Genomic DNA, 22,321 nt, shown 5'->3' with positions numbered 1-22,321 from the left:
AGGAATATTCCCCGCCACGTGCAACCAAATTACGGGTTGAAGCCCAGGTCCGGAACGTTTGGTATCGTCGCGATTTCCTTGTTGATCAAGGTCCCGTCCGCGGCTCGCTCGACCTGCCGGATATAGACGTTTTGTATCACATGGCGCGAAACGGGATCGATCTTCACGGGGCCGCGCGGGCTCTCCCATTCCAATCCCTTCGCTGCCTCGACCGCCTTTTGCCCGTCGGTTCCAGCAATTTTGATCATTTTATAGATGAGATCGACACCGTCGTAGGCGCCCACCGACGCCATGTTCGCGTGTGAACCCGGGTGGAGCTCCTTCAGCTTGGCAATGAAGCTTCTGTTCAGTTCTGAGTCATGTGCCGCAGAATAGTGGTACGCCGTGACCAACCCGATCGCCTGGTCACCCAGTGCGTCAAGCGTCGTTTCATCGGTCTCACCGGTGCCGTAAAAAGAAATGCCGGCCGCTTTGAGCCCGTTTTCGTTGTACGCCTTGGTGAAGGCGAACGTTGCTGGACCCACGGGCAGGAACGCAAATACCGCATCCGCTCCGGAAGCCTTGATCCGTTGCATGAACGGCGCGAAATCCGTCGTCTGAAGAGGCATACGAATCGTCTCGACGATGGCGCCACCGTTCTTCTCGAACGAACTGGAGAACGCCGCTTCTGCGTCTATTCCTGGATTGTAGTCAGATACGGCTGTCACGACCTTTTTTGCACCGCTTTTTGCGGCCCACTGCGCAGCCGGCTGCGCGAGTTGCGACAAGGTAAAGCTTGTCCGGAGAAAGAATTCCGACTGTTTGTTGATCGACGATGTTCCTGCGTTGAAGATGACCGCCGGTACTTTGGCCTGCTTTGTGAGGGGCGCGACAGCGATAGCGTTTGGCGTGAAATCAAAACCCGCCAGATATTTCACGCCCTCGCGCACCAGGAGTTCTTGAGCTGCGGCTTTACTCGCGTCGGCGTTTGGGCCTCCGACGTCCTTGTAGATAAATTCAACCTTGTTGCCGGCGACCTCGTCTCCGTGCAAGGCAACATAGACATCGATTGCCTCACGAAATTGTTTGCCCCAGATGGCATTCGGTCCCGAAAATGTCGCGATAACACCTACCTTGATCGTTTCGGCCAAGGCCATGGTGCTCGCCGTTGACAGCACCGCGGTTGCCACGGCGCATAGCGCAAGTTTCTTGAATTTCATAAAATCCTCCCTCCCGGAAATGCGTCCGGACGCAACTCGGCGAAAGCCGCTCTCCCAGCGAATATTAGTACGGATACCGTACTATAACTGTCAAGCCGAAGCTGGTTGTCACAAGTCCGCCAACTCCTCCAGTACCGGACTCGACATGCAGGTATATTTCGGCTCCTTGTCGTTTTGGTTCAGGTCAACGTCGTCAATCTGCCGAACCAAATCGTCGCCAGATACTATGACGGTGCCGTCATCTCTGGTAGCTTCTTATCCACTCGACAGATTTGCGAACGCCACCAAAAGGGTAGAAATGCAGGCGGATATCGCCGTACACTCCGTCGACCATTGCGTCGGCGTAGTCGTCGACGAGAACGTCTGGTCCGGCGCTCGACAGTAGCTGGGTGATCGAAAGCCCATATTTTTTAAGGACCGCTGTCGAGGCGGAGACGCCGCAAACCGCCGCAAACCGCATCAGCGTTCTGATACTTGCTGGCCCGGGAATACCGACATGGATGGGCACCGTTATTCCTCTGCTGCGGATTCCAATGATCCATTCAAGCACTGGAACCGCACTGAATGTGAACTGGGTAAAAATCGACCATTCAAGATCGAGCGCTTCGAGAATGCGGCGTTTCTCCGAGATCGCTTCGGTAAGCACGCCGGCGCTTTGCGAGGGATGGCCCTCTGGATGCCCGGCTATTGAGACGTGTCTGATCGCGTGCTGTTGCAGGACACCGCTCCGCAAGATCGCTGCGGTATCGGGAAATGCACCCTTGGGAGGATCAAGATCGCCGGCAAGAATGAGCAGACGTGTGACCTGTGCTTCACGAACAAAGCCAGACATGGCGTCTGATAACTCGGCCTCGGTGCCAATGCGCCTCGCTGCAATGTGCGGCATAGGCTCAAAGCCGAACTGGCGTATTGTCTTTGCCGCCGAGATGCGCTCATTCCCGCTGTCCGACGGGAGATACGGTACCGATATCAGCGTGCCCTTTGGAATGTCAGGAGCTAAGTCCGACAACTGCGAAGCATCTTTCACGGTGACTTCTAACGAAAATTGCTCGCGGACATCGCGATACCGGTGCTTACTCTTCAAGGCTGATATGTCCATGATAACCCCGCCCCGCTTGCATCCATGCAAGGGGATCCTCGACTGGTTTACCGACAGGCGGGCGCAGATCGCGCGACCGGCACATGTGGCGTGACTGGTTTTCGCAAGAGCATCGGCTTCCGGTTCCACCTGCCCCAAAGCAGATGGAACCGACGCCCGCCGCATTCAGCTGATTGTTGCGCGCTTCATTTTCTGGACCGAACTTGCGTAAGGAACGGGCGCCACAATGGCCCGGACTTTGAATTGTTCATGCTTTTCGACATGCGGCTTACGCGATCCACCCCCAGGTTCACCCCAGGTCAGTGTAATCTCGGTTCCCGGTGTCGCACTTCGCGCATCAAGCATCGCAAGCGACAACATCTCACCTTCGTTGTTGCTATAGCCGCAATGGCATGAGTGCCCCACAAGGACACCATCCAGACTGCGGACCTCGTCGAACTGGGGCCAGCCGTAATATGCAACGGGCAGATCTACTGCCTTGTAGCGGGGGCCTTGTCCAAGTGCGGACGCGAAGATCGCAGTGACGTCGTCGCGGTTCCACACCAGCGTGACTTTCTGGCGCCGCTGCTCGGGCGGTTGGGATTCCAGCGCCTCACGGCCGATGAAGTCATGGTCGAATTTGAGGATATGGCCATAGCCGAGATCCCAAGGCGTCACATAGTAGTCTTCGATATTCTCCGAAACGAAGCTTCCACCGAGTTGGGCGTTCGCCTCCCACCCATTGCCCGACAACCATTCACGGAAATCTCGAAGTTCATCACCGGTGTAGATCCCCGGCAGCGGATAGGGCATCCAGCCGAATTCAAAAATCGTGCTGAAGTATGTCTTAGTGCCACCCTGCTTCAGGGCATACTGTTCACCCGCTTCCAGAAGGGCAGCCCTCACCCGTTCCATATCGTCGTAGGGGCCGGAAAGTTCGGCGCCGAGATGCCCCGCCATCCCATGGCGCAGCACCATTACCTCGCATCCGCCAATCCGCACTTTCGCGGTCCTGAAAAACGCGATCTCGGGGGCTCCACCCTCGACAGCAGCATTGAAGATATGACCAGCGTTCGGCCCCTCCAGCTGGAACCGATAAAACCATCGCCTGCCGGTCGGGTTGTAAGGCGTTGGATCATCGCGCTCGATGGTAACGTCGTAACCACCTTTTTCGGCGTTGTATTGGACCCAATTCAAGACGGGCATGCCGCTAATGAGTTCGAAAGTTTCGTCGCCAAGTCTGTAGATGACACAATCGCCGATGACATGCCCACGGGGGGTGCATGCGACGAACTGCTTGGCCCGGTCGTTGGTGAAGTTTGCCAAGCTGTTGATGCCGAGACGCTGCAACAGCTTGAAAGCGTCCGGGCCCTTCAACAGGAGCTCGGGCATGTGATGAGACTGATCGAAAAGGATTGCAGTTTCCCGCCAAGCTCTTTGTTCATCCCGCCAATTGGTGAATTCCGGGGGGATGAACGCAGCGGTCAAACCGGTTCGAGCCCGATAATGAGGTGCCAAGGTGTCGTTGTAGAAATAGTCGACAAGATTGCTTTTCTCGTCCACCAGATTTTGCAGCGACCTTCCGCCGTTCGACTTAACCATTGTGAAAGTATCCTCCTCATTTTCGTTTCATTCCACGGCGCCAGCTTTTCAAGCGAGTTCACGCCTATACCTGCATGCGAAGATGCCCTCCGCATCACGTCGCATAGACCCCTCAACAATCATTTTGGAGCATTCAGACGGTATCAGAGCAAAATTGCCTCCCAAGCACGCTCCCCGCCCAAGCTCAACGCAAGCCCGATTTAGTTCGGATGCCTGACCATATGATTTTATTTCAGCCTGTGTCAATCATTTTGAAATTCGGGCTGGAAAAATAGCTGCATGAACTCTACTCGTTGAAGAAGATGACTTTAAAGGTGATAAAAAATGATTTTACGCAACGCCTGGCGCAGGAACAACATCGGTCGCCGCATGAACGAGGCTGTCAGAATTTTTGAAAACAGGATTGTTGAACATCTCAAGGATCACGGGCATGCGGAACTCACCTCGGCTCATATCAACCTGACCCGAAACCTTGATGAGGACGGAACGAGGCTAACCGAGCTCGCCAAGCGCGCTTCGTTGACGAAACAGTCGATGAGCGAACTGGTTGATCAAGTGGAACGCACGGGCCTTATAGAAAAGCGGCCCGATCCCGCCGATGGTCGAGCAAAGCTGGTTTGCTTCACGGAGAAGGGATTCGAGTGGCTTGAAGCATTTCATCAGAGCCTCGACGTCGCGGAGAATGAGATGCGTGAGGAACTCGGCGTCGCAATGGTCGACCTGCTCGTCGAGGCATTGGGGAAATATGTTGAAGCTCGTCAGGGAAAACAGGCCGATTTAGCCGATTGACTTTAGTCTGGTTTCCTTACTAAATCCGTAGGCAGGATTTGGGAGGGTAACAAGTGACCGGTGAAGCTTTCGATGTCGTCATTGCGGGGGGCGGACCGTTTGGACTGATGCTTGCAAACGAGCTTGGTCGCCGGGGAATTTCCGCCGTGCTCTTTGATGAGAAGGCGTCAACCGCCTTCAATCCGCAGGCGAACGCCACTCAGGCCAGAACGATGGAGCATTTTCGACGCCTTGGGTTTGCAGACGAAATCCGTGCGCTTGGCATGCCGGAAGATTTCCCGACGGATATCGCCTATTTCACGCGCTTTGCTTGTCACGAGTTGGCCCGTTTTCGCCTTCCCTCTGCCAAAGAGGCGCGAGAACGGGTCCTCACAATGACAGGATCTTGGAGCGCTGCCGAACTGCCCCACCGGGTTTCTCAGAAATTTGTCGAGCGCGTCCTTCGCAAGCACGCAGAGGCGCTGTCGACGATTTCGATAAACTACGGTTGGCGTCTTTCTGAATTCAAGGATACCGGTGACGCCGTGACGGTTACCGCCCGCGAAGTCGAGGGATCAGCGACGCGCGTGATCCGGTGTCAATATCTCGTCGGCGGGGACGGCGCTCGAAGCATCGTTCGCAAGGCGCTTGGCATCCGCTACCAAGGCGACGGCGGTGCTGTCCGAGACTTCTTCGGGGGTAAAATGTTTGCCCTCTACCTACGATGCCCGCAGTTCTACGAGGTCGTGCCGTTCCCGCCCGCCTGGATGAATGTTGCCTTCAACCAAGATCGCCGCGCGTTCATGGCAGCAGTCGATGGCAAGGGCGAATTCGCTTTTCACACCCAATTGAGGGAAGGCGAGCGTGAAGACGACATTACCGACGACCAAGCGATCGAGATGTTTCGAGCGGCGGTGGGATGTCCGATTGAGGCAGAAATTCTGTCTCGTGGTACCTGGACAGCCGGCTATGCGCTGGTTGCGGAGAAGTTTCAACACGGCCGGGTCTTTCTCGGCGGCGACGCAGTTCATCTTTTCACGCCCGCAGGCGGCTTGGGCTACAACACGGCCATTGACGATGCCGTCAACTTAGGTTGGAAGCTTGCCGCGGTGATCAAACAAAGCGCATCTTCGCGACTTCTCGACACATATGAACAGGAGCGGCGACCCGTTGCGATCAGGAATACCGGGTTTGCCAAGAACTTCGCCGAGTCGATCGGGAACTACGCGCCAAAAGTCGGACTAGAAACGCAGTCTGACCTCGGTTTGAAATTACGCAAAGAAGCTGGCGACTATCTGGAAGCTCACGGACGGGCCGAATTCAACATTCCTGGTGTGACGTTCGGGGCGCGTTACAATTCCCCCGTTATTTTCTCTGAAGCCGCCGAAGAGATCCCTGACCTTCCCGACGTTTACACGCCCACGGCGTCGCCAGGCGGAAGAGCTCCCCATCTGTGGCTCGATCCTCACACATCCTTATTCGACAGGTTCGGGTTTGAATGGACACTTCTCAGGCTACGTCCGTCTACCTGCAGTGGCGACGAGTTTGTCGCTGCGGCCTCGATGATGTCGATGGATCTTGCCGTCGTCGACATCGAGTCTGACCAACTTCTCGAACTTTATCGTGAACCCCTCGTGTTAATCAGGCCTGATCAAGTCGTCGCCTGGCGCGGCGACGACCGCGCTCGCGGCGCAACAGTCATCAAGACGGTCTTGGGCTACGCAGATCCCTTGAGCTTGCTGCCAAATGACGCGGCTTCAGACGCCGAAATTGAGCGCCATCGTCTATCCTGAAGTACAATTCTTGCCGTTATCGCGGCGCTCGGCTTCCGAGTAGTCATGGGAGCAACACGACAAATGGGCCTGACCCGTAAGCCCTCACCCGCCCGCATCCCTGAGCGGAGGGGCTGTTTTGGCGGCGCGAAGAATCATGCCAAAGAGATCGCGCGGCTCGTCTGTATCAGCAAGCAGATCAAGCTCTGCTTTGTCTCTTGCGCCACCTGCGAGACGAGGCGATTAACCGCAACGTCGGCATCATCGATCTTTCCATGGGCATAACTGGTGATTTTGAGGAAGCGATTAAGAGGGAGCAACAGTTGTACGCGTCGGGTAGGCAATATTCGGACAACGCCCGACCCCCAATGGCTTCTACTGGCCCGGTGCACAAGTCAGTTGATTTGCCGGGGTCCGATCTAAGTCAGGTTGCCGCATAACATCGGAGCCACCCGGCGGTTTGATTTAGCTCAAATCCATTGCGCAAACCACTACGCGCCCATACCAGCAATTGCTTCTAGGAACGCGTCAACTTCCTCCTCCGTATTGTAATAATGTGGTGACGCCCGCACCACTGGAGGAAGGTTTCGCGCAAAGGCATCAAGGGGAGTACTAGCGGGAGGGGACACTGAGACATTGATCCCTTTATTGGTCAGATCGGCCATCACGTCTTGCGAGTCCCAGTCACTAACGGTGAACGAAATGATTGAGGCAAGCGGCGCCCCAAGATCATGTACGGATACTGCGCGCATCCCCCTTAGCCCCTCGCGAAGCTGAGAGGAGAGGTGGTTGCAACGCTCTTCAATCCTGTCCAACCCAACAGCGAGCGCGTAATCAACTGCGGCGCGCAGGCCGAGACGCACCGAGTAGTTTTTTTCCCACGTTTCAAAACGTCTGGCATCAGGTCTTAACGTGTATCGTTCCGGTGCAGTCAAAGGCGCACCGTAGAGATCGATCATGGCTGGCTCAAGGTTCTCCACGACGGATTTGCGCATGTACATGAAACCAGTGCCCCGCGGCGCCCGGAGAAACTTCCTGCCCGTAGCGGTAAGGATGTCGCAGCCAAGCGCGTTAACATCAATCGGGATTTGCCCCACAGCTTGGCATGCGTCGAGCAGATAGAGAATGCCATTTTCTTGCGCTATTCGACCGATCGCTGCTGCTGGATTGATAAGCCCGCCGTTCGTCGGGATCCAGGTAACCGCTATCAGCCGGACGCGATCGTCGATCATTCTCGCAAGTGCGTCTGGATCAAGGACGCCAGAGGCGTCGTTCGGAATGACTTCGATCGATACACCAGTGCGGTTGGCGACCTGCAGAAAAGCGACATAGTTGGCGGCAAATTCGGCACTTGCCGTCAGGATCCGGTCTCCCGGTCCAAACGAAAAGGAATAGAAGGCGCGCTGCCAGGCGATCGTTGCGTTTTCAGCTATCGCTATCTCATCGCGGGCGCAGTTTACGAGCGTGGCCAAGCTGTCATAGGCTCCCTCCAACAGCGGGCCGGCCTCCGCTGCCGCCTCGTAACCTCCGATTTCGCCTTCCCGGTTCAGGTACCCTGTCACTGCATCGATCACCGCGCTCGGCATCAGCGCAGCCCCGGCATTGTTTAGGTGGTTTCTATTCTTTGTGCCGGGGGTATCGGCACGCAGATCAAAGAGGTCCAAAGCCTTGCCAGCGCCGCGGCTGATTTGTGACATGAGGGATTCCTTCCTTGATCGAACAACAATCTTGTTGACGCAATCGGCATTGTCACGGAAGCCGATACTTTCGCAACCCGCTGTGCAGAATTGGTCGGCATTGTATGATTACCCACCAACTCAACACGCCAAAGCGCTCCGCGCACTCCGCCTTAGAAACGTCACGAAGACCAGGATGCGTTTCTCAGGAGGCGTTGTTCGTCTCGGCGAACCAGTTCTTTCACGAATTGCTTTACGGCTCTCACTCTGGGAAGATAGGCTAGGTCCTGATGTGCCGACATCCAGATCTCGCGTTCACCGCTCAACTCGTCGAGCACTGGAACGAGACCGAGATTCAGACTACGCGCGAATTCGGGAAGGGCTACTATTCCTGCGCCCGCAGACGCCGCGAACATCTGCGACATCATGCTGTTAGAGCTGAACGCGATTTTTGGGGCGGGTACCAATTCCTCTAGCCAGAGAACACTTTCAAGCTGGACCAGCTCCTCGATATAGCCGACGAAGCGGTGCTCACTAAGATCCGCCGTGTGAGAGGGAACGCCATTGCGCTCCAGATAGGCCTGCGAAGCGAATAAGCCAGTCTTGAAACGTCCGATCAGTTGACTGTCGAGAGAAGCCCCGTTGGGCTTGAAGAAGCTTAGGAACAGATCGGCTTCCCGGCGAGCGACTCGAACCATTTGCGGCGATGTTACAAGCTCAAGAGCAAGATCAGGGTACCGGCTACTGAGTTCAACGAGGCGCTCCGAGAGATAAAGCGTTGCGATGCCTTCCATGGTGGCTAATCTGACTGTGCCACGAATTTCGTCGCGATTGCTCACGTCGCTTCGAAGAGCATTCACGCCGTTCTCAATTTCCTCCGCTCGCCGCAGGGTAACCAGCCCGGCCGGTGTCAGTAAAAGTCCGTCCTTGGTCCGTTCCACGAGTGCGCCGCCAACAGTATATTCCAGACGAGCAAGCCGACGCGATACGGTGGAGTGGCTGACTTTTAGTTCCCGGGCTGCTCCGGTCACGCTCTTGCACCGGACGACAATGAGGAAGAGTTTGAGATCGTCCCAGTCAAGATGATCGATTGCAGTCGCCATAGTGTCCCCGTCTATTTTTGCACAGCGTAGTCCATCCTATTGGGATTGGCGCGCAAAGTCGTTCTGATAGTTTCCAAAGGGCCGTAACCTGCCTTTGGAGGAACCATGTCAAGACGAACTGTGAATGCTTCGAACGCTGCGGCAGTGGGACCGTATTCGCACGCGGCATGGGCCGGCGACCTGTTGTTCTGCTCGGGGCAAACGCCGCTTGATCCGAGCACCGGCAAACTTGTTGACGGAAATGTTGCTGATCAGACCCGCCAGTGTTTCGATAATCTGTTTCACGTCCTGGAGGCAGCAGGCCTCGGGCCTGATGATGTCGTATCAGTCAACGTCTATCTCACCAGCATGGACGACTTCGCTCAGATGAACGAGATTTACGCGACGCGGTTTTCATCGCCCTACCCTGCCCGCACCACTATTGGCTGCGCCAGCCTCCCGCTTGGTGCACGAATTGAAATCGGTCTAACGGCAAAACGGGGCTCGTGATCTGGTCTTTGGCGACTTTGTCGAAATGGCTAATCACCAAAGCTTAATGAGTAGAGGAATGTCGAACACGGCATCGTTGTAGCCGGGCGCCTAGATGACGGCGCGCGCACATCCATTGCTTTGGACGATCCTGCAATCGAGGCGATCATCGATGCCAGTCCGCGGGCCAACAGCTTTTTCCTTGGACCAACTGGGGTGCCAATGGGGGATGAAATGATCGATGAGGGTATAGGCTATGCCCATATAGATCTGGATGAGTGCGTAAACCGAAACGATTTCATGACGTCGTTGCCGGTTACAACCACTTCGATATATTCGACGTCACTGTCAACCGGCAACGACGTCATGAAATCGTTTCGGTTCCAAGAAGGCCGGGAGGAATATGGAACCCGCTTCGATGCACAGGCGCTGTAGGAGGAAGGTGATGACGCGGACGGGTTTGCACATGACCAAGAAGGGTTTCTCCTTCCAAGGTCCGGCGGAAGGAGTTCATGCTCTCAACTCCTGGATCACCCCGGAGGACGATCTTTTTCTGGTCACGCATATGGGGTTCCTGAACATCGACCCCGACGCGTGGCATCTCGATGTCGATGGCCTCGTGGGCAACCCGACGAGGTTGCGCCTCTCGGATCTTCAAGCCATGCCTCAGCGCGAGTACATGTCTTTTCACGAATGCGCTGGAAGCCCTCTTGCCCCGACAGTCGCCAAGCGCAGGATTGGAAATGTGGTTTGGAAAGGCGTGCCGCTGTCGCTTGTTCTGGAACGTGCAAAGATCAGCACCGATGCGTCATATGTATGGACTTCCGGCCTAGAGTGGGGCGAATACGCGGAAGTTGAAGAAGCCTATCAAAAAGACCTGCCTATCGAGAAAGCACTCGCAGAAGAGGTTCTTCTCGCACTTGAGCTCAACGGCCGGGCGCTCGCGGCGGAGCGCGGAGGTCCGGTTCGACTGGTTGTACCGGGTTGGTACGGAACGAACTCCGTAAAGTGGGTTGGTTCGATCACGGCCGCGAACCAGCGGGCGAGCGGCGCCTATACGACGCGCTTCTATAACGATCCCACCCCATCAGGGGTGAAGCCAGTTTGGAGCGTCGCACCGGAGTCCGTTATCGTGGCGCCATCCCCTGAACATCTACTGTTGGCTGACGTGCCAACGAAAATATGGGGCTGGGCGTGGGGAGATCGTGAGATATCAACCGTGGAAGTCAGCGTGGATGGAGGAGGCTCGTGGCACAAGGCCACTGTAGGTCCGCGGGAAGATAGAAGTTGGCAGCGGTTCGAGTTGCCATGGGCCCCAGCATCGGGCCAGCATGTCTTGCTGTGTCGCTGCACCAACGAGTTGGGCGAAGGACAGCCGCCATCGGCCGCAAGAAACGCAGTGCATTCAGTCCAAGTTCAAGTTTGTGTCTAGGCCCTTCTCTAGTGCGAACGGTTGAGAGGGCGTAACCAGCGCGTAGAAAATCCGGTGCCCCTCAAAACAATGCAGTCGTTCTCAACCGGCGCAACCATGCCGACGAGCATTCGGCATGCTTTCGGGATGTACGCTCGGTTTCAGACCCGTTCAGGCACAGCGAACACCAGCCAGGCAGCGGTCGGTCCGATGATGGCAATACGCGCCGAGATCAGCAACTGCCGCAGGACCGCTTCCACCAGTCATTCGGCGCATTGGCGACGACAAGCGCGCCATTGGTGGAGACCGGGCTAGGCCGCGGGCGCGAGTGGCGTTCTGTGGGTATTGAATGGTGCCCGTCCAAGGAAAGGGGCATCGCGAGTTGGTGTTGACGCTGCAGCTGCGGGGGGACGCAGGGACGAAAGCAGCGCGGATTCCGGTTTCGAAAGAGATGACGATCGACTCCGTGACCTGCCGGAAGGCGCTGGTGGGCAGGATGGCACGCACCTTCGCGGGACCGGCGGAGTTTGCCAGTCGAGCGGTGCGTGACGATGAAAGCGGCGCGCTTCGTTCACGACGTATCCCAGTATCGCAGTGGTCCGGTGACGCCGTCGAAGGTTTCGATGATGATCATGTGCCCTTGATGACAGACCGGGCATTGCCTGAGCTCCTCGTAGCGGTCGTGATAGTCCTTCGGAGCTCGGCAGTCCGATGGCTCGGGAACCGGCATGCCGAGCAGGTCGCGACAGCAGGCGAGCTTTTGTGCGCGGTAGCGATTGCCGAGGAAGCCGTAATAACGGATTCGATGGAAGCCTTCGGGTAGGACGTGCAGTAGAAAGCGGCAGATGAACTCGTCGGCTGACACGGTCATGACCTTTTGCCGATCGCCGTGCCGATAATCCTTCCAGCGGAAACGCACCGTGCCATCCTCGACATCGACGAGGCGATTGTTGGAGATGGCGACGCGGTGCGTATATCGGCCGACGTAGTCGAGCACCTGCTCGGGCCTGGCGAAGGGTGGCTTGGCAAAGACGACCCACTCGCCCTTTCGCAGCGGCGCCAAATAGCGCCGGAAGGCGTTGCGTTCGCTCAGCGCTCGCAAGTCGGAGAAGAACTGCAGCTTGCCAGCGTCGAAGGCTTTCTCCAAGTGCTCCAGGAACAATCGCCGGAACAGGCGTGAGAGCATTCGGACCGGCAGGAAGAAGCCCGGCTTGCAGGCGATCCATCGCGTGCCGTCTGGCGAGAACCCGCCACCCGGGACGACGCAGTGCAGATGGGGATGGTGCAGCAAATTTTGCCCCCAGGTGTGCAAAACGGCGAAGAAACCGATCTCGGCGCCGAGATGCCGGGGGTCTGGTGTTTTCGTTACCGCCTCGGTGATCGAAAGAAGTAGATGAGGTACGATCGCTCATCGGGATAGGGGTGCTCGGAGCATAAAATGGTGACAGGCCGCCGTGACCGTGAGTTGGGAACTCGAGTTGTTTATTTGGCCGCCCATGTACCCCGCGCAGAAGCGGGCTGTTTATGTCGAATGATGCATCATCGGAACGCATAACGGAACTCAGTCCGGTGCCAAAAGGCCCGAATTACGAATAACTTGGGCGGCGGAGTTGATGTCGTTATGCATGGCTGTCTCTGCATCAATCGCGTTCCGTTTTGCGATAGCGTCCAGCAATTCGTAAAAATGGACGATCATCGCTCGGCCACCGCTGGCATAAATGGAAGCAATCACGGGGCCCATGCGAAGCCACATTCTTTGAATCATGTCCTCGAGTATTGGTAGGCCGGCTATACTCGCTATCTTCCCATGAAACATCCGGTTAAGATGGATCGCTGCTATATGGTCATCCATATTCCTGGCGCTTTCGATCTCGACCAAGATGCTCCTCAGTTCCTCAACTTGTGCACGGCTTGCCTTGCCGGCGGCAAGCGAAGCGGCCAGTCCTTCTATTCGAAGTCGAATGGTGCGGATCTCCTCGAATTGCGAAGCCCTCATACGAGGGACACGAATGTCCTTCGGACCACGCCATTCCAGCGCTCCCTCTTGCACGAGTTTCAATATAGCGTCGCGAACCGGCGTGACACTCGTGCCAAGTTGCTCGGCCAAGGCGCGGATGCGCAGCTTCTCGTCGGGTTTCAAGACGCCATCGATTAGAGCAAGTGATATCTTCGAATATACGGATTCATAGAGACTGCTGCGGTCCAATGGCTCGAACACGTCCTTCATATTCATCCTTCGTCATCACTTAAGTCGCATCGACTCGAATCGCATCCTGATGCAAAAGCGAGTGGTGTCAAATATCGTAGCATTGGACGAAAGCTTCTACACAAACACCCGTTGAGCATTAAGTCTCACGAAAAGACCACAAGAGCCCTCGCATGAGACCAACCTAAGCCGCAGTTGCACCAGCCGCAAATGCTCCGCCGATATGTAATCCGGCAATCCGCTTCCTCCCCAGTGAAAAACAGCAGATATCGCTTAAGGCCGATTCCACCCAGTTACAACGCTGATTTGCTGGCGTCGCTTTTGAGAAACGGCCCTTGCTCGATATGTAAATGATACCGGTGGATCGGAATGGGTCCGATCCTCTATCTCATCGCGTGGGCAAACATGTTGCCATACTCGTCAAACTGAAGAATTAGGCCTTCGCCCAAACACCAAGATTTGAAAGGCTCGCGGTTGTCGTCTTCCGGCGAGAATGCGATCCGCTTGTAACCTCCCTTCTTCGTCGCGTCGTTCTTTGTCATCTCCATGAGGGTTCAAAGACGCGCGCTATCGATTGAAAGTTCATGGTTCTTCACATCTACAACCCGTTGACGACGATGGTCTTGGCGTTGGTGAATTCCTTGATCCCATGCTCGCCGAGTTCACGCCCATAGCCAGATCGCTTCACCCCCCCGAAAGGCAATCGAGGATCTGATCCAACGACAGAGTTGACGAACACCGCACCCGCGTCGATGCGCAACGCAAGTCGCCTGGCAAGAGCTAAGTCCGTGCTCCATAGCGAAGCCCCGAGACCGTATACTGTTGCATTGGCCAACTCGATCGCCTCTTCTGCATCCGAGACTCGGATAACGGCTGCAACTGGACCAAAAGTCTCCTCCCCAAAGACGGTCATGTGCGGTTTGACGTCATCCAGCACCGTCGGCTCATAATAATAACCGGGACGTGCGGCATAGGCTCCACCGATCTTCAGTACAGCGCCCTCACTAATCGACTGTAGAACCTGCCCATGCAGCGTCTGTCTTAAGTCAAAACGGGCCATAGGCCCGATGGTTGTCTCTGGATCGTTGGGATCCCCGAGCACCAGCTTGCCTACTTCGTCGACAAATACCTCGACAAATTCATTTGCTACGTCCTCCTCCACGATGAAACGCTTGGCGTTAATGCACGCTTGGCCTGCGTTTGAAAACCTTGCTCGTATGGCTGCTTTGGCCGCCTTTTGGACATCGGCAGTGCCTAGGACAATAAACGGGTCCGAGCCGCCCAGTTCAAGGACCTGCTTTTTGAGCGCTCCTGCAGCCTGTGCTCCTACGATGCTGCCCACGTTGGTAGAGCCGGTTAGAGTGATCGCGGCGATCCGAGGATCTTCAATGAGTTCCCGCACCTTCGACGTATCAATCAACAGCGTCGAGAACAGACCCGACATCCCGCCCGCCATCTCAAAGACCTCCTGCGCTGCCAAAGCGCAACGCGAAGTGTTCGGAGCGTGCTTGAGGACGACCCCGTTTCCGGCAGCAAGTGCTGGAGCGAGAAACCGGAAAACCTGCCAGAATGGATAGTTCCATGGCATTATTGCCAGAACGATCCCGATCGGCTCGTATGCGACATAGCTTTCGCGGTGCCCAGCCTCGATGTAATCCGGCTGAAGATATTTCTCGGCATTTTCGGCGTAGTGCTCGCAATTCCAGGCACATTTCACGATCTCCGCTGTAGCCTCGGAAATCGGCTTACCCATTTCGACTGTAATTAACGCGGCAAGTCTTGCGGCATCCGACCTTAGAATTTCAGCGATTCTGACGAGCAGCCTCGCCCGCTCTGCTAGAGAATTCTTGCGCCAAAGGGATTGAGCCTTGACACCCAACGTCAATCGCTCGTCAACATAGGCGTCCGTGTGAAAGTTCAGCTGTTCGATTTCACGACCCGTCGATGGGTCAACTGTAATGATCATCGTCGAATTCCTCCAGGGCAGGTTCAGGTTCGCAGCGCGAGAAGTGTTTCGCGCAACTCTCCCAAAAGCAGTTCGGCGTTCGCCTGGGAGAACACCAGAGGGGGTCTGATCTTGAGGACGTTAGCACTCGGTCCAGACGCGCTTATAAGCACTCGGCGCTCACGCAAACCATTGACAATGCGGGTCGTCGCAGCGGCGTCGGCTTTCTTGTCACTCCGGTCGGAAACGATCTCGACCCCGATGAACAGCCCGGTCCCTCGAACATCACCAATCTGCTTGAACTCCTGTGATAAATCCTGAAGGGCGTCGAGCATGAAACGGCCGACTTCCAACGCACTTTGCTGCAGACCTTCACCTTGAATGACATCAAGCACAGCCGCGCCAGCGGCCGCGGCCACTGGATTGCCACCGAAGGTATTGAAATACCTGGCTTGCGCCCCAAACTCCGCCACGATCTCAGGTTTGACCACGAGGCCGGCCATCGGGAAACCGTTCCCCATCGGCTTGCCCAAGGTAACCATGTCCGGAAGGACGCCATGACGCTCAAAGCCCCACATTGTATCCCCGGTGCGGCCAAAGCCCGGCTGGACCTCGTCAGCGACAAACAGGCCACCCGCCGCATGAATTGCATCGACGGCTGGTTTCAAGAAGCCCTTTGGATCGGAGACGATGCCATCGCTGGAAAAAATTGAGTCAGCGATGAGCATGGCTGGCTTGATACCGTGCCGCTTCATGTCGGCTATTGCAGCTTCGACATCCCTGCCGAACTTGAGCATCTGATCTTCGCGGGAGTAGCGGTAGGAGTCTGGTGCGGCGACCGTTCGCACATGTTCTCCAAGATTAACAAACTCACCGAGCGACGGAGAGAATTCGGCAACCGCACTCGTCAAGCCATGATAAGCGAGACTTGTTGCGATGATCCCCGTACCGCCGGTAACATAGCGTGCGATCCTGACCGCGAGATCGTTTGCTTCGCTGCCTGTGCACGTAAACATCACCTGGCTGAGTTCCGCTGGAAACGTCGCTGTCAACCGTTCAGCATACTCGATGATGCTTTCATGAAGGTAGCGCGTATGCGTGTTCAGGATTGCTGTCTGTTTGGTAACTGCGTCCACCACCTTGGGATGACAATGACCCATCGAGGCCACGTTATTGTAGGCGTCCAGATATCGGTTGCCTTGTGCATCAAAGAGCCATATGCCCTCGCCTTTGACTATATGCAGCGGACGTTCGTAGAATAGCCTATAGGCCGGACCGAGTACTTTGTCCCTGCGCTTGATCAGAGCTTGCTCCGCGGCGCTGAGACGTGCGAAATTCTCGGCTGTGAACGCGTTTACCATTGCCATTGGGTCATGCCTCGCAATTGGGTGAAAGAATACGACGAAGTTCAGGGTCGGTTAGTTTCGACAGGCGCTGCAAACCTTCCAAGGCGGATGGGTGATTGCGCAAAATATAATCGCGATTGTCGGGCCGACTCGCTGCCCGCCACTCGGTAATAATGATCGTCATGGCGAGACGTGCTTTGACGAGGATGGGCAGGACATCGACTTCCAGCGGCGTAAGCGGCGCGACCGAGTGATATCCGCAGACAAGCGCCCTCGAAAGAGCAGGCCAATCATCTGTCGCAACATGGTAAGAGAGGGCTACAGCCAGATCGTTGATAAGAGGCGCATGCACCATATCCCCAAAATCGATGATGCCGACGATCTCTGCTGACCTGTCAGGATGGACCAAAATGTTGTGCGGATTGAAGTCGTTGTGGATGATCTGCGTTCGCAGTTGTTCGGTGACTGGAGGCACCTTCCTTGCGAACTCAGCCAGGACGTTCTTGACCAATAGCTGTCTGCTGTGACCCACGCAACCAACCAAGTCCGACAGATCGAGCGCATGCGAGATGTCCCACAATAGCTTGCCGTTTGGACGCCCTTCAAAGCTGCGCAATCCGTGACCAAGCGCTGCGAGTGCGCAGCCGAGGTTCCAGTTTTGCTGGAGCGATGGGAGGGTGCGGTATTGCTGCTCGCCTTCCAGGAACGTCAGCAGGCGGACGATGCGTCGCCCCCCGCTTTCGTCTGTGAACGAAGAATTGGAACCTCCGGTCAATGGCGAAACCATCCTGGGCACAGGCACCTCACTGGCAACAGCAGCTAGGTGAAGCAGTGCGTTGCTCTGGAATTTCAGGGCTTCTGGGTCCTCGGCTGGGTTTGCGATCTTGAGCGTATAGTTGCGGCCATCCAACGCAGCGAACCGGAAGGTTTCATCTCGCTCACTCGACAAGCGCTTCACGGTGCCTGTCAAACCATAGATATTCCTGACCAGCTTCTCGACTGCAGCTTCGGGAAGCGGCACCCAGTGCGAAGACAGCGCATCGCTTCTCTGTGAATCATTTGATTGTTCAATCATAGACGGACCCGGTTCGCGGTGACGCAGAGGTGGCGGCAGTTGGTGAGGGTAGCTCTTGGATGTTGATCCAGCGCCCCAAACAGCCGAGCGACGAAGCCAACGCCAAATGTGGCCAGAGCCGCCAGAGTTCCCCTGAAAAGACCCTCAGTTGGGGAGAACACATTCCCGTAAACAAGTGCGGCGGCCGTCGCGTAGAGGCGATCGTCATACCATTCGGTTACGAACGAAGGCGGCAAACGCCGCCCTGATTGGCTGGGCTTAACCATTCTCTCTCCATCGCGGTGGGTGCTCCGGTTAAGCAATACATCTTGATGCATCATGCGTCAAGCGTTGTTGACATCTGATGCATCGCGGTTTTTGAAGACGATGCTTTGCCCGAATGTGCTTTTCGTGTGCCAAATATAACCTTCGCGCGCCAGGACCTTTGGATCCTATAGTGTTTCGTGGCGGTATCTCCTAGTTTGTGTAGCAAAAGAATCTGGTAATTCTTTCTGTTGCTGGCTCTTGCACCCGTCGGCTTACGCACGTCACTCTCCGTCAACGGTCTTCATTGAAAGTTCATAATGCATAAATCTGTTAACGTCCCGATATAGTCGTCTTAAACATGTTCTCCCGGCGTGATGTGCCACTCGATTCTGGCCGGGATCGCATTCGGGAGGCACTCGGCGCCCTTTTCTGAAACGATCAAGGCTTGCTTCCACGTTCGTTAATAGCCGTCGACTTTTTTGCATGCGGTCGTCGTAGATCGAAGTGGCCGGCATCGCCGCCAAGAATTTCGCTCGGCACATCACCGACGACATGTGCAAACGGAAAGTGTTTGTTGCGGTAAAGCAGAAGAACCCACCATGAAAAGCGGCCATGGATAAAATCCTGCGATCACCATGCATGGGCCTTTGTTTCAACTAGAAACGGCGCACGTGAGCTCACGGCACTCCGAAAGGCTTTGCTTTGTGAAGGCAAGCCGTCCTGACGACAGAGGCGGTACTTGCGATAGCGATACATGATGAACAGCCTACAATACTTAAAAATCGTCGCCATGCACTGGCCTGTCGGGGGCTCGTTTGCCCCGCTCAGACCGTGAGCGCGGCAATTTGCAAACCTAAAAGGACCTTGACACGGAATTGATGCATGATGTATCAGAAATTCCAGCTCACTTCGACTTGAGCTTACCCGCTGGGAAAGAGGAGAACGCGAACTCGCGAGAGGCTCGTTTCCACGCTCAGCCGGTGTAATTCGCGTCACTCAAAATAGAAAAGGGGAATTGACCATGAGGAATTTGTATTCGATCGCGCGATTGGGCGTGACCTTTGCCTCCGCCATAAGCCTGTCGGTCGCCTTCGGCGGGATGGCGGCTGCGCGCGATCTGACCGTGACGTCGTGGGGCGGGACCTACCAGGAGGCTCAACGGAATATCTACTTCAAGCCTTTTGCGACAATGACGGGGAAGCCTTTGCTGGATGAATCGTGGGATGGCGGCATTGGTGTCCTTCAATCCAAGGTCAAAACTGGAACACCTAATTGGGACGTGGTTCAGGTCGAATCTGACGAGCTTGCTCTTGGCTGCGCAGACGGCCTATTTGAAAAGATCGATTGGGAAAAGATGGGTGGGAAGGACAAGTTTCTGCCATCCGCTGTAAGCGACTGCGGAGTGGGCGCAATTGTTTGGTCAACCGCGATCGCATATGACGGAGACAAGTTTAAAGATGGCCCGCAATCTTGGGCTGATTTCTGGGACGTGAAGAAATTTCCCGGAAAACGGTCGCTCCGCAAGGGGCCGAAATACACCCTTGAATTCGCTCTGCTGGCCGATGGCGTTCCGGCGGACAAGGTCTATGACGCGCTCGCTACTGACGAGGGTATTGATCGAGCATTCAAGAAACTCGATGAGTTGAAATCCGCCATCGTTTGGTGGGAGTCGGGCGCTCAGCCGCTGCAGTTTCTCGCTTCCGGCGAAGTCGCCATGGCGGCAGCGTACAATGGCCGGATCACTGGAATCAACCGCGCTGAGAAGAAGAACTTCAAAGTGGTCTGGCCGGGCAGCATCTATGCCGTTGACAGTTGGGTAGTGCTGAAAGGCACCGAGAACCAAGGGGCTGCCCAGGACTTCATAGCGTTTGCGAGCCTTCCGGAAAACCAGTCGAAACTGCCTGAGTTCATTGCTTACGGCTTGCCGAACAAGGACGCTGCGGCGAAGGTTCCCGCGGAGTATGCCAAGGACCTGCCAACGCAACCTGCCAACATGACCGAATCGATCGCGCTCGATACCGACTTCTGGATCGACAACTCCGAAACGCTGACCAAGCGCTTTAATGCGTGGCTAGCACAGTAAGGAAAACCGATGGGCGACGCTGGCTGAAATGCTTTTGGCCCGCGTCGCTGCCCAGCTTTTGGTGGCCATACTGCCGGCGTCGACAGGGGAGAAGACTTTTGACAGCGTTCATCAAGTTCGATTCGATCTCTAAATCCTATGGCACGCTTCGTGTCATGGAGGACCTCAATCTTGCTGTTGCCAGAGGCGAATTTGTAAGCCTTTTAGGGCCATCGGGTTCAGGCAAAACAACTTTGCTCATGATGCTCGCAGGCTTTGAACAACCTACCTCCGGTGTAATATTTCTGGACGGCAAGGCAATCAACGAGGTGCCGACCCATAAAAGGGATATGGGTGTCGTGTTTCAGAATTATGCTCTGTTTCCTCACATGTCGGTCGGTGAAAACGTCGCCTTCCCGCTGCAAATGCGTGGAGTTAATAAAGCGGATGTTGCCAAGCGCGTGATGCGGGCACTCGAGATGGTTCAGCTTGCGCCACTGGCAAATCGCCGGCCGTCGCAGCTTTCCGGTGGCCAACAGCAGCGTGTGGCGCTCGCCCGTGCGCTGGTCTTTGAACCGCGCGTGGTCCTGATGGATGAGCCGCTCGGTGCGTTGGACAAGAACCTACGAGAACAAATGCAGCTCGACATCCGTGATTTGCATCGCCGCCTTGGCTTGACCATAGTGTTCGTTACGCACGATCAATCCGAGGCTCTTACAATGTCGGATCGGATCGCAGTATTTAACAAAGGCAAAATCGAACAGATAGGGACACCGCGCCAGGTATACGACGCGCCTACCTCCCGTTTTGTTGCAGAATTCATCGGTGAGACCAACCTCGTCGATGCCGTTGTGGAAAGTGTGATCGCCGGGCAAGCCTTGGTAAGACTACACTCCGGTGAAAAAATCACTTCTGCAGTCACGGGCACCGTGTCATCTGGGCAAGAAGTTTACCTCTCCATCAGACCTGAGCGCCTCGAATTGACTGCGGACAAAGTTGCGTCTGAAAACCATTTGGAGCTGCAGGTTACCGATTCGGTCTATCAGGGAAATCATATGCGCGTGCAGTTGTCTGGCGCTGGTAACTCAATGATCGCTAGCTTAAATCGGCGCTCTGAAGAATTTGGCCAGGGAACAAAGGTTTACGCGGGCTTTTCCTCTGGTGACTGCAAGGTCATTGCTAAATGAACAGGCAACAGATCAAAACCGCGCGATCAATTCTCCTTATCACGCCACTGGCCGCTTTCCTCGTGGCGTTCTTTGTCTGGCCACTTATTGGCATGTTTTCTCAGTCTGTGTCCGACACGGCCGTGCTACACCTTTTGCCGCGGAGCGTCGTCGTCCTGAGCAAGTGGGACCGCAAATCACCGCCGACAACCTTGATGCAGACAGAACTTATCGCCGATTTGAAGAACGTTCGGGATCCTCAGGATCTCGGCGATATGGTTCGTAGATTGAATAGCGCCCGCTCCGGGTTCCGGACCCTAATTCCCAAAACAATAGCTGCGCTCAATGATGCTCAAAATCCGCCAGTCGATCTTGTGTCAATTGACGCCCGTTGGGAAAATCCGCAATTTTGGTTTGCAATCGCAGACGCTTTGTCACCGTTGACTGACAGAAATCTTCTCGCAGCCATCGATCTGGGGCGCAATGCAAGCGGCGAACTCGAGCGGCTCCCGGCAGAACAATCTGTAAACGTCGTGATCATGGCGCGGACATTTTGGATCGCAACGCTTGTCACCTTTTCATGCGTTGTAATCGGCCTTCCCTATGCACTGATTGTGGCATCGGTCAACGGATGGAGACGCAATCTGATGCTCGCTGCCGTCCTGCTTCCTCTTTGGACTTCTCTTCTGGTTAGAACCGCAGCTTGGTTCATCCTGCTGCAGGAGAAAGGGCTTATCAATGACCTGCTGCTTTGGACCGGCTTGACTGCCACTCCCCTGCCTCTGATCTTCAACCGAACCGGTGTTGTCATCGCGATGACCCATGTCCTTCTTCCCTTCATGGTGCTTCCCATTTACAGCACGCTTATTGCCGTTCCGAGAAATCTGATGCCGGCCGCTGCCTCTCTCGGCGCCAATCCTCTCCGCGCCTTCTTACGCGTACTATTGCCCTTGAGCCTGCGAGGCGTGGCGTCGGGGAGCCTTCTCGTATTCATCTCGGCTATTGGCTACTACATCACTCCCGCACTAATTGGGGGCCCCAGTGACCAAATGATTAGTTCCATCATAGCCTTCTATGCCACAGGTTCCGCAAACTGGGGCATGGCCGGTGCGCTGGGTATGGTGCTTCTCGTTGCGACGTTGCTGCTTTACACGGCATACGCCCGAATTTCTAAGGAAGAGGGAACAGGACATTGACC

The 22,321-nt window shown here is 55.6% G+C and carries 16 protein-coding genes and 3 pseudogenes; 8 read left to right on the top strand and 11 right to left on the bottom strand.

Annotation, left to right across the window (positions count from 1 at the left end):
• Positions 1–29: 29 nt before the first annotated feature.
• The 3 genes from ACSQ3F_RS25810 to ACSQ3F_RS25800 all read right to left on the bottom strand — a co-directional run bounded on the left by ACSQ3F_RS25810 (position 30) and on the right by ACSQ3F_RS25800 (position 3,879).
• Positions 30–1,199 (bottom strand): ABC transporter substrate-binding protein, encoded by a 1,170-nt coding sequence (locus ACSQ3F_RS25810; protein ID WP_436103049.1) that lies wholly within the window; start codon positions 1,197–1,199, stop codon positions 30–32.
• Positions 1,200–1,437: 238 nt separating this feature from the next.
• Positions 1,438–2,298, bottom strand: coding sequence for a methylenetetrahydrofolate reductase (locus ACSQ3F_RS25805; RefSeq protein ID WP_436103048.1), 861 nt, complete (start codon positions 2,296–2,298; stop codon positions 1,438–1,440).
• A gap of 165 nt (positions 2,299–2,463) precedes the next feature.
• Entirely contained in the window at positions 2,464–3,879 is a 1,416-nt protein-coding gene (locus tag ACSQ3F_RS25800; RefSeq protein WP_436103047.1) for an aminomethyl transferase family protein, read from the bottom strand.
• A 369-nt stretch (positions 3,880–4,248) separates the two neighbouring features.
• On the opposite strand from ACSQ3F_RS25800, the gene ACSQ3F_RS25795 reads away from it, so the two are divergent.
• On the top strand, positions 4,249–4,668 hold the full coding sequence (locus ACSQ3F_RS25795; RefSeq protein WP_436103124.1) for a MarR family winged helix-turn-helix transcriptional regulator: 420 nt from the start codon (positions 4,249–4,251) through the stop codon (positions 4,666–4,668).
• A gap of 53 nt (positions 4,669–4,721) precedes the next feature.
• Positions 4,722–6,440, top strand: a complete 1,719-nt coding sequence (locus ACSQ3F_RS25790; RefSeq protein ID WP_436103046.1) for an FAD-dependent oxidoreductase — start codon at positions 4,722–4,724, stop codon at positions 6,438–6,440.
• A gap of 470 nt (positions 6,441–6,910) precedes the next feature.
• Here the strand turns inward: ACSQ3F_RS25790 and ACSQ3F_RS25785 are convergent, their stop codons facing one another.
• On the bottom strand, positions 6,911–8,116 hold the full coding sequence (locus ACSQ3F_RS25785; RefSeq protein WP_436103045.1) for an aminotransferase class V-fold PLP-dependent enzyme: 1,206 nt from the start codon (positions 8,114–8,116) through the stop codon (positions 6,911–6,913).
• Between the two features lie 161 nt (positions 8,117–8,277).
• Positions 8,278–9,198, bottom strand: a complete 921-nt coding sequence (locus ACSQ3F_RS25780) for a LysR family transcriptional regulator (protein ID WP_436103044.1) — start codon at positions 9,196–9,198, stop codon at positions 8,278–8,280.
• A 105-nt stretch (positions 9,199–9,303) separates the two neighbouring features.
• Between ACSQ3F_RS25780 and ACSQ3F_RS25775 the strand changes: the two genes are divergently transcribed.
• From ACSQ3F_RS25775 to ACSQ3F_RS25765, 3 genes and pseudogenes are all read left to right on the top strand, one after another.
• Positions 9,304–9,687 carry a RidA family protein gene (locus ACSQ3F_RS25775; RefSeq protein WP_436103043.1) on the top strand — a complete coding sequence of 128 codons (384 nt, stop codon included), beginning with the start codon at positions 9,304–9,306 and terminating at the stop codon, positions 9,685–9,687.
• Positions 9,688–9,756: 69 nt separating this feature from the next.
• Positions 9,757–10,112, top strand: a pseudogene (locus tag ACSQ3F_RS25770) (carbon-nitrogen hydrolase family protein); the annotation flags it as partial.
• The gene (locus ACSQ3F_RS25765; RefSeq protein ID WP_436103042.1) at positions 10,112–11,098 is read left to right on the top strand and encodes a molybdopterin-dependent oxidoreductase; all 987 of its coding nucleotides are present in this window, start codon (positions 10,112–10,114) and stop codon (positions 11,096–11,098) included. The pseudogene ACSQ3F_RS25770 and the gene ACSQ3F_RS25765, both read left to right, overlap by 1 nt.
• Positions 11,099–11,238: 140 nt before the next feature.
• Here the strand turns inward: ACSQ3F_RS25765 and ACSQ3F_RS25760 are convergent.
• The 6 genes and pseudogenes from ACSQ3F_RS25760 to ACSQ3F_RS25735 form a co-directional block, all read right to left on the bottom strand.
• Positions 11,239–11,390, bottom strand: a pseudogene (locus tag ACSQ3F_RS25760) (SLC13 family permease); the annotation flags it as partial.
• Between the two features lie 258 nt (positions 11,391–11,648).
• A pseudogene (locus ACSQ3F_RS25755) lies at positions 11,649–12,431 on the bottom strand (IS91 family transposase); the annotation flags it as partial.
• A 207-nt stretch (positions 12,432–12,638) separates the two neighbouring features.
• A complete protein-coding gene (locus ACSQ3F_RS25750) occupies positions 12,639–13,304 on the bottom strand; it encodes a GntR family transcriptional regulator (protein ID WP_436103041.1) in 666 nt (221 codons plus the stop codon).
• Positions 13,305–13,881: 577 nt separating this feature from the next.
• On the bottom strand, positions 13,882–15,249 hold the full coding sequence (locus ACSQ3F_RS25745) for an NAD-dependent succinate-semialdehyde dehydrogenase (RefSeq protein ID WP_436103040.1): 1,368 nt from the start codon (positions 15,247–15,249) through the stop codon (positions 13,882–13,884).
• Positions 15,250–15,272: 23 nt separating this feature from the next.
• Complete coding sequence (locus ACSQ3F_RS25740; protein WP_436103039.1) at positions 15,273–16,595, bottom strand: aspartate aminotransferase family protein; 1,323 nt, start codon at positions 16,593–16,595, stop codon at positions 15,273–15,275.
• 4 nt (positions 16,596–16,599) lie between these two features.
• Positions 16,600–17,649, bottom strand: coding sequence for a phosphotransferase (locus ACSQ3F_RS25735; protein WP_436103038.1), 1,050 nt, complete (start codon positions 17,647–17,649; stop codon positions 16,600–16,602).
• 1,267 nt (positions 17,650–18,916) lie between these two features.
• Between ACSQ3F_RS25735 and ACSQ3F_RS25730 the strand changes: the two genes are divergently transcribed.
• The 3 genes from ACSQ3F_RS25730 to ACSQ3F_RS25720 all read left to right on the top strand — a co-directional run bounded on the left by ACSQ3F_RS25730 (position 18,917) and on the right by ACSQ3F_RS25720 (position 22,319).
• Positions 18,917–19,978: an ABC transporter substrate-binding protein gene (locus tag ACSQ3F_RS25730; RefSeq protein WP_436103037.1), complete on the top strand. Its 1,062-nt coding sequence runs from the start codon at positions 18,917–18,919 to the stop codon at positions 19,976–19,978.
• Between the two features lie 155 nt (positions 19,979–20,133).
• A complete protein-coding gene (locus ACSQ3F_RS25725; protein ID WP_436103123.1) occupies positions 20,134–21,144 on the top strand; it encodes an ABC transporter ATP-binding protein in 1,011 nt (336 codons plus the stop codon).
• Positions 21,141–22,319, top strand: coding sequence for an ABC transporter permease (locus ACSQ3F_RS25720; protein WP_436103036.1), 1,179 nt, complete (start codon positions 21,141–21,143; stop codon positions 22,317–22,319). The genes ACSQ3F_RS25725 and ACSQ3F_RS25720 overlap by 4 nt, the downstream gene beginning before the upstream one ends.
• Positions 22,320–22,321 lie beyond the last annotated feature (2 nt).

Origin of the sequence: Pararhizobium sp. LjRoot238 (genome assembly GCF_964252955.1) — a bacterium.
Classification (GTDB): Bacteria; Pseudomonadota; Alphaproteobacteria; order Rhizobiales; family Rhizobiaceae; genus Pararhizobium.
This window is presented reverse-complemented; position numbering and strand designations above follow the sequence as displayed.

Coding starts and splice junctions, on each gene's coding strand:
- ACSQ3F_RS25735 (WP_436103038.1), bottom strand. CDS start 17,649: ATGATTGAACAATCAAATGATTCACAGAGAAGCGATGCGCTGTCTTCG.
- ACSQ3F_RS25775 (WP_436103043.1), top strand. CDS start 9,304: ATGTCAAGACGAACTGTGAATGCTTCGAACGCTGCGGCAGTGGGACCG.
- ACSQ3F_RS25740 (WP_436103039.1), bottom strand. CDS start 16,595: ATGGCAATGGTAAACGCGTTCACAGCCGAGAATTTCGCACGTCTCAGC.
- ACSQ3F_RS25780 (WP_436103044.1), bottom strand. CDS start 9,198: ATGGCGACTGCAATCGATCATCTTGACTGGGACGATCTCAAACTCTTC.
- ACSQ3F_RS25810 (WP_436103049.1), bottom strand. CDS start 1,199: ATGAAATTCAAGAAACTTGCGCTATGCGCCGTGGCAACCGCGGTGCTG.
- ACSQ3F_RS25785 (WP_436103045.1), bottom strand. CDS start 8,116: ATGTCACAAATCAGCCGCGGCGCTGGCAAGGCTTTGGACCTCTTTGAT.
- ACSQ3F_RS25795 (WP_436103124.1), top strand. CDS start 4,249: ATGAACGAGGCTGTCAGAATTTTTGAAAACAGGATTGTTGAACATCTC.
- ACSQ3F_RS25750 (WP_436103041.1), bottom strand. CDS start 13,304: ATGAAGGACGTGTTCGAGCCATTGGACCGCAGCAGTCTCTATGAATCC.
- ACSQ3F_RS25800 (WP_436103047.1), bottom strand. CDS start 3,879: ATGGTTAAGTCGAACGGCGGAAGGTCGCTGCAAAATCTGGTGGACGAG.
- ACSQ3F_RS25725 (WP_436103123.1), top strand. CDS start 20,134: ATGGAGGACCTCAATCTTGCTGTTGCCAGAGGCGAATTTGTAAGCCTT.
- ACSQ3F_RS25805 (WP_436103048.1), bottom strand. CDS start 2,298: ATGGACATATCAGCCTTGAAGAGTAAGCACCGGTATCGCGATGTCCGC.
- ACSQ3F_RS25720 (WP_436103036.1), top strand. CDS start 21,141: ATGAACAGGCAACAGATCAAAACCGCGCGATCAATTCTCCTTATCACG.
- ACSQ3F_RS25765 (WP_436103042.1), top strand. CDS start 10,112: ATGACGCGGACGGGTTTGCACATGACCAAGAAGGGTTTCTCCTTCCAA.
- ACSQ3F_RS25730 (WP_436103037.1), top strand. CDS start 18,917: ATGAGGAATTTGTATTCGATCGCGCGATTGGGCGTGACCTTTGCCTCC.
- ACSQ3F_RS25745 (WP_436103040.1), bottom strand. CDS start 15,249: ATGATCATTACAGTTGACCCATCGACGGGTCGTGAAATCGAACAGCTG.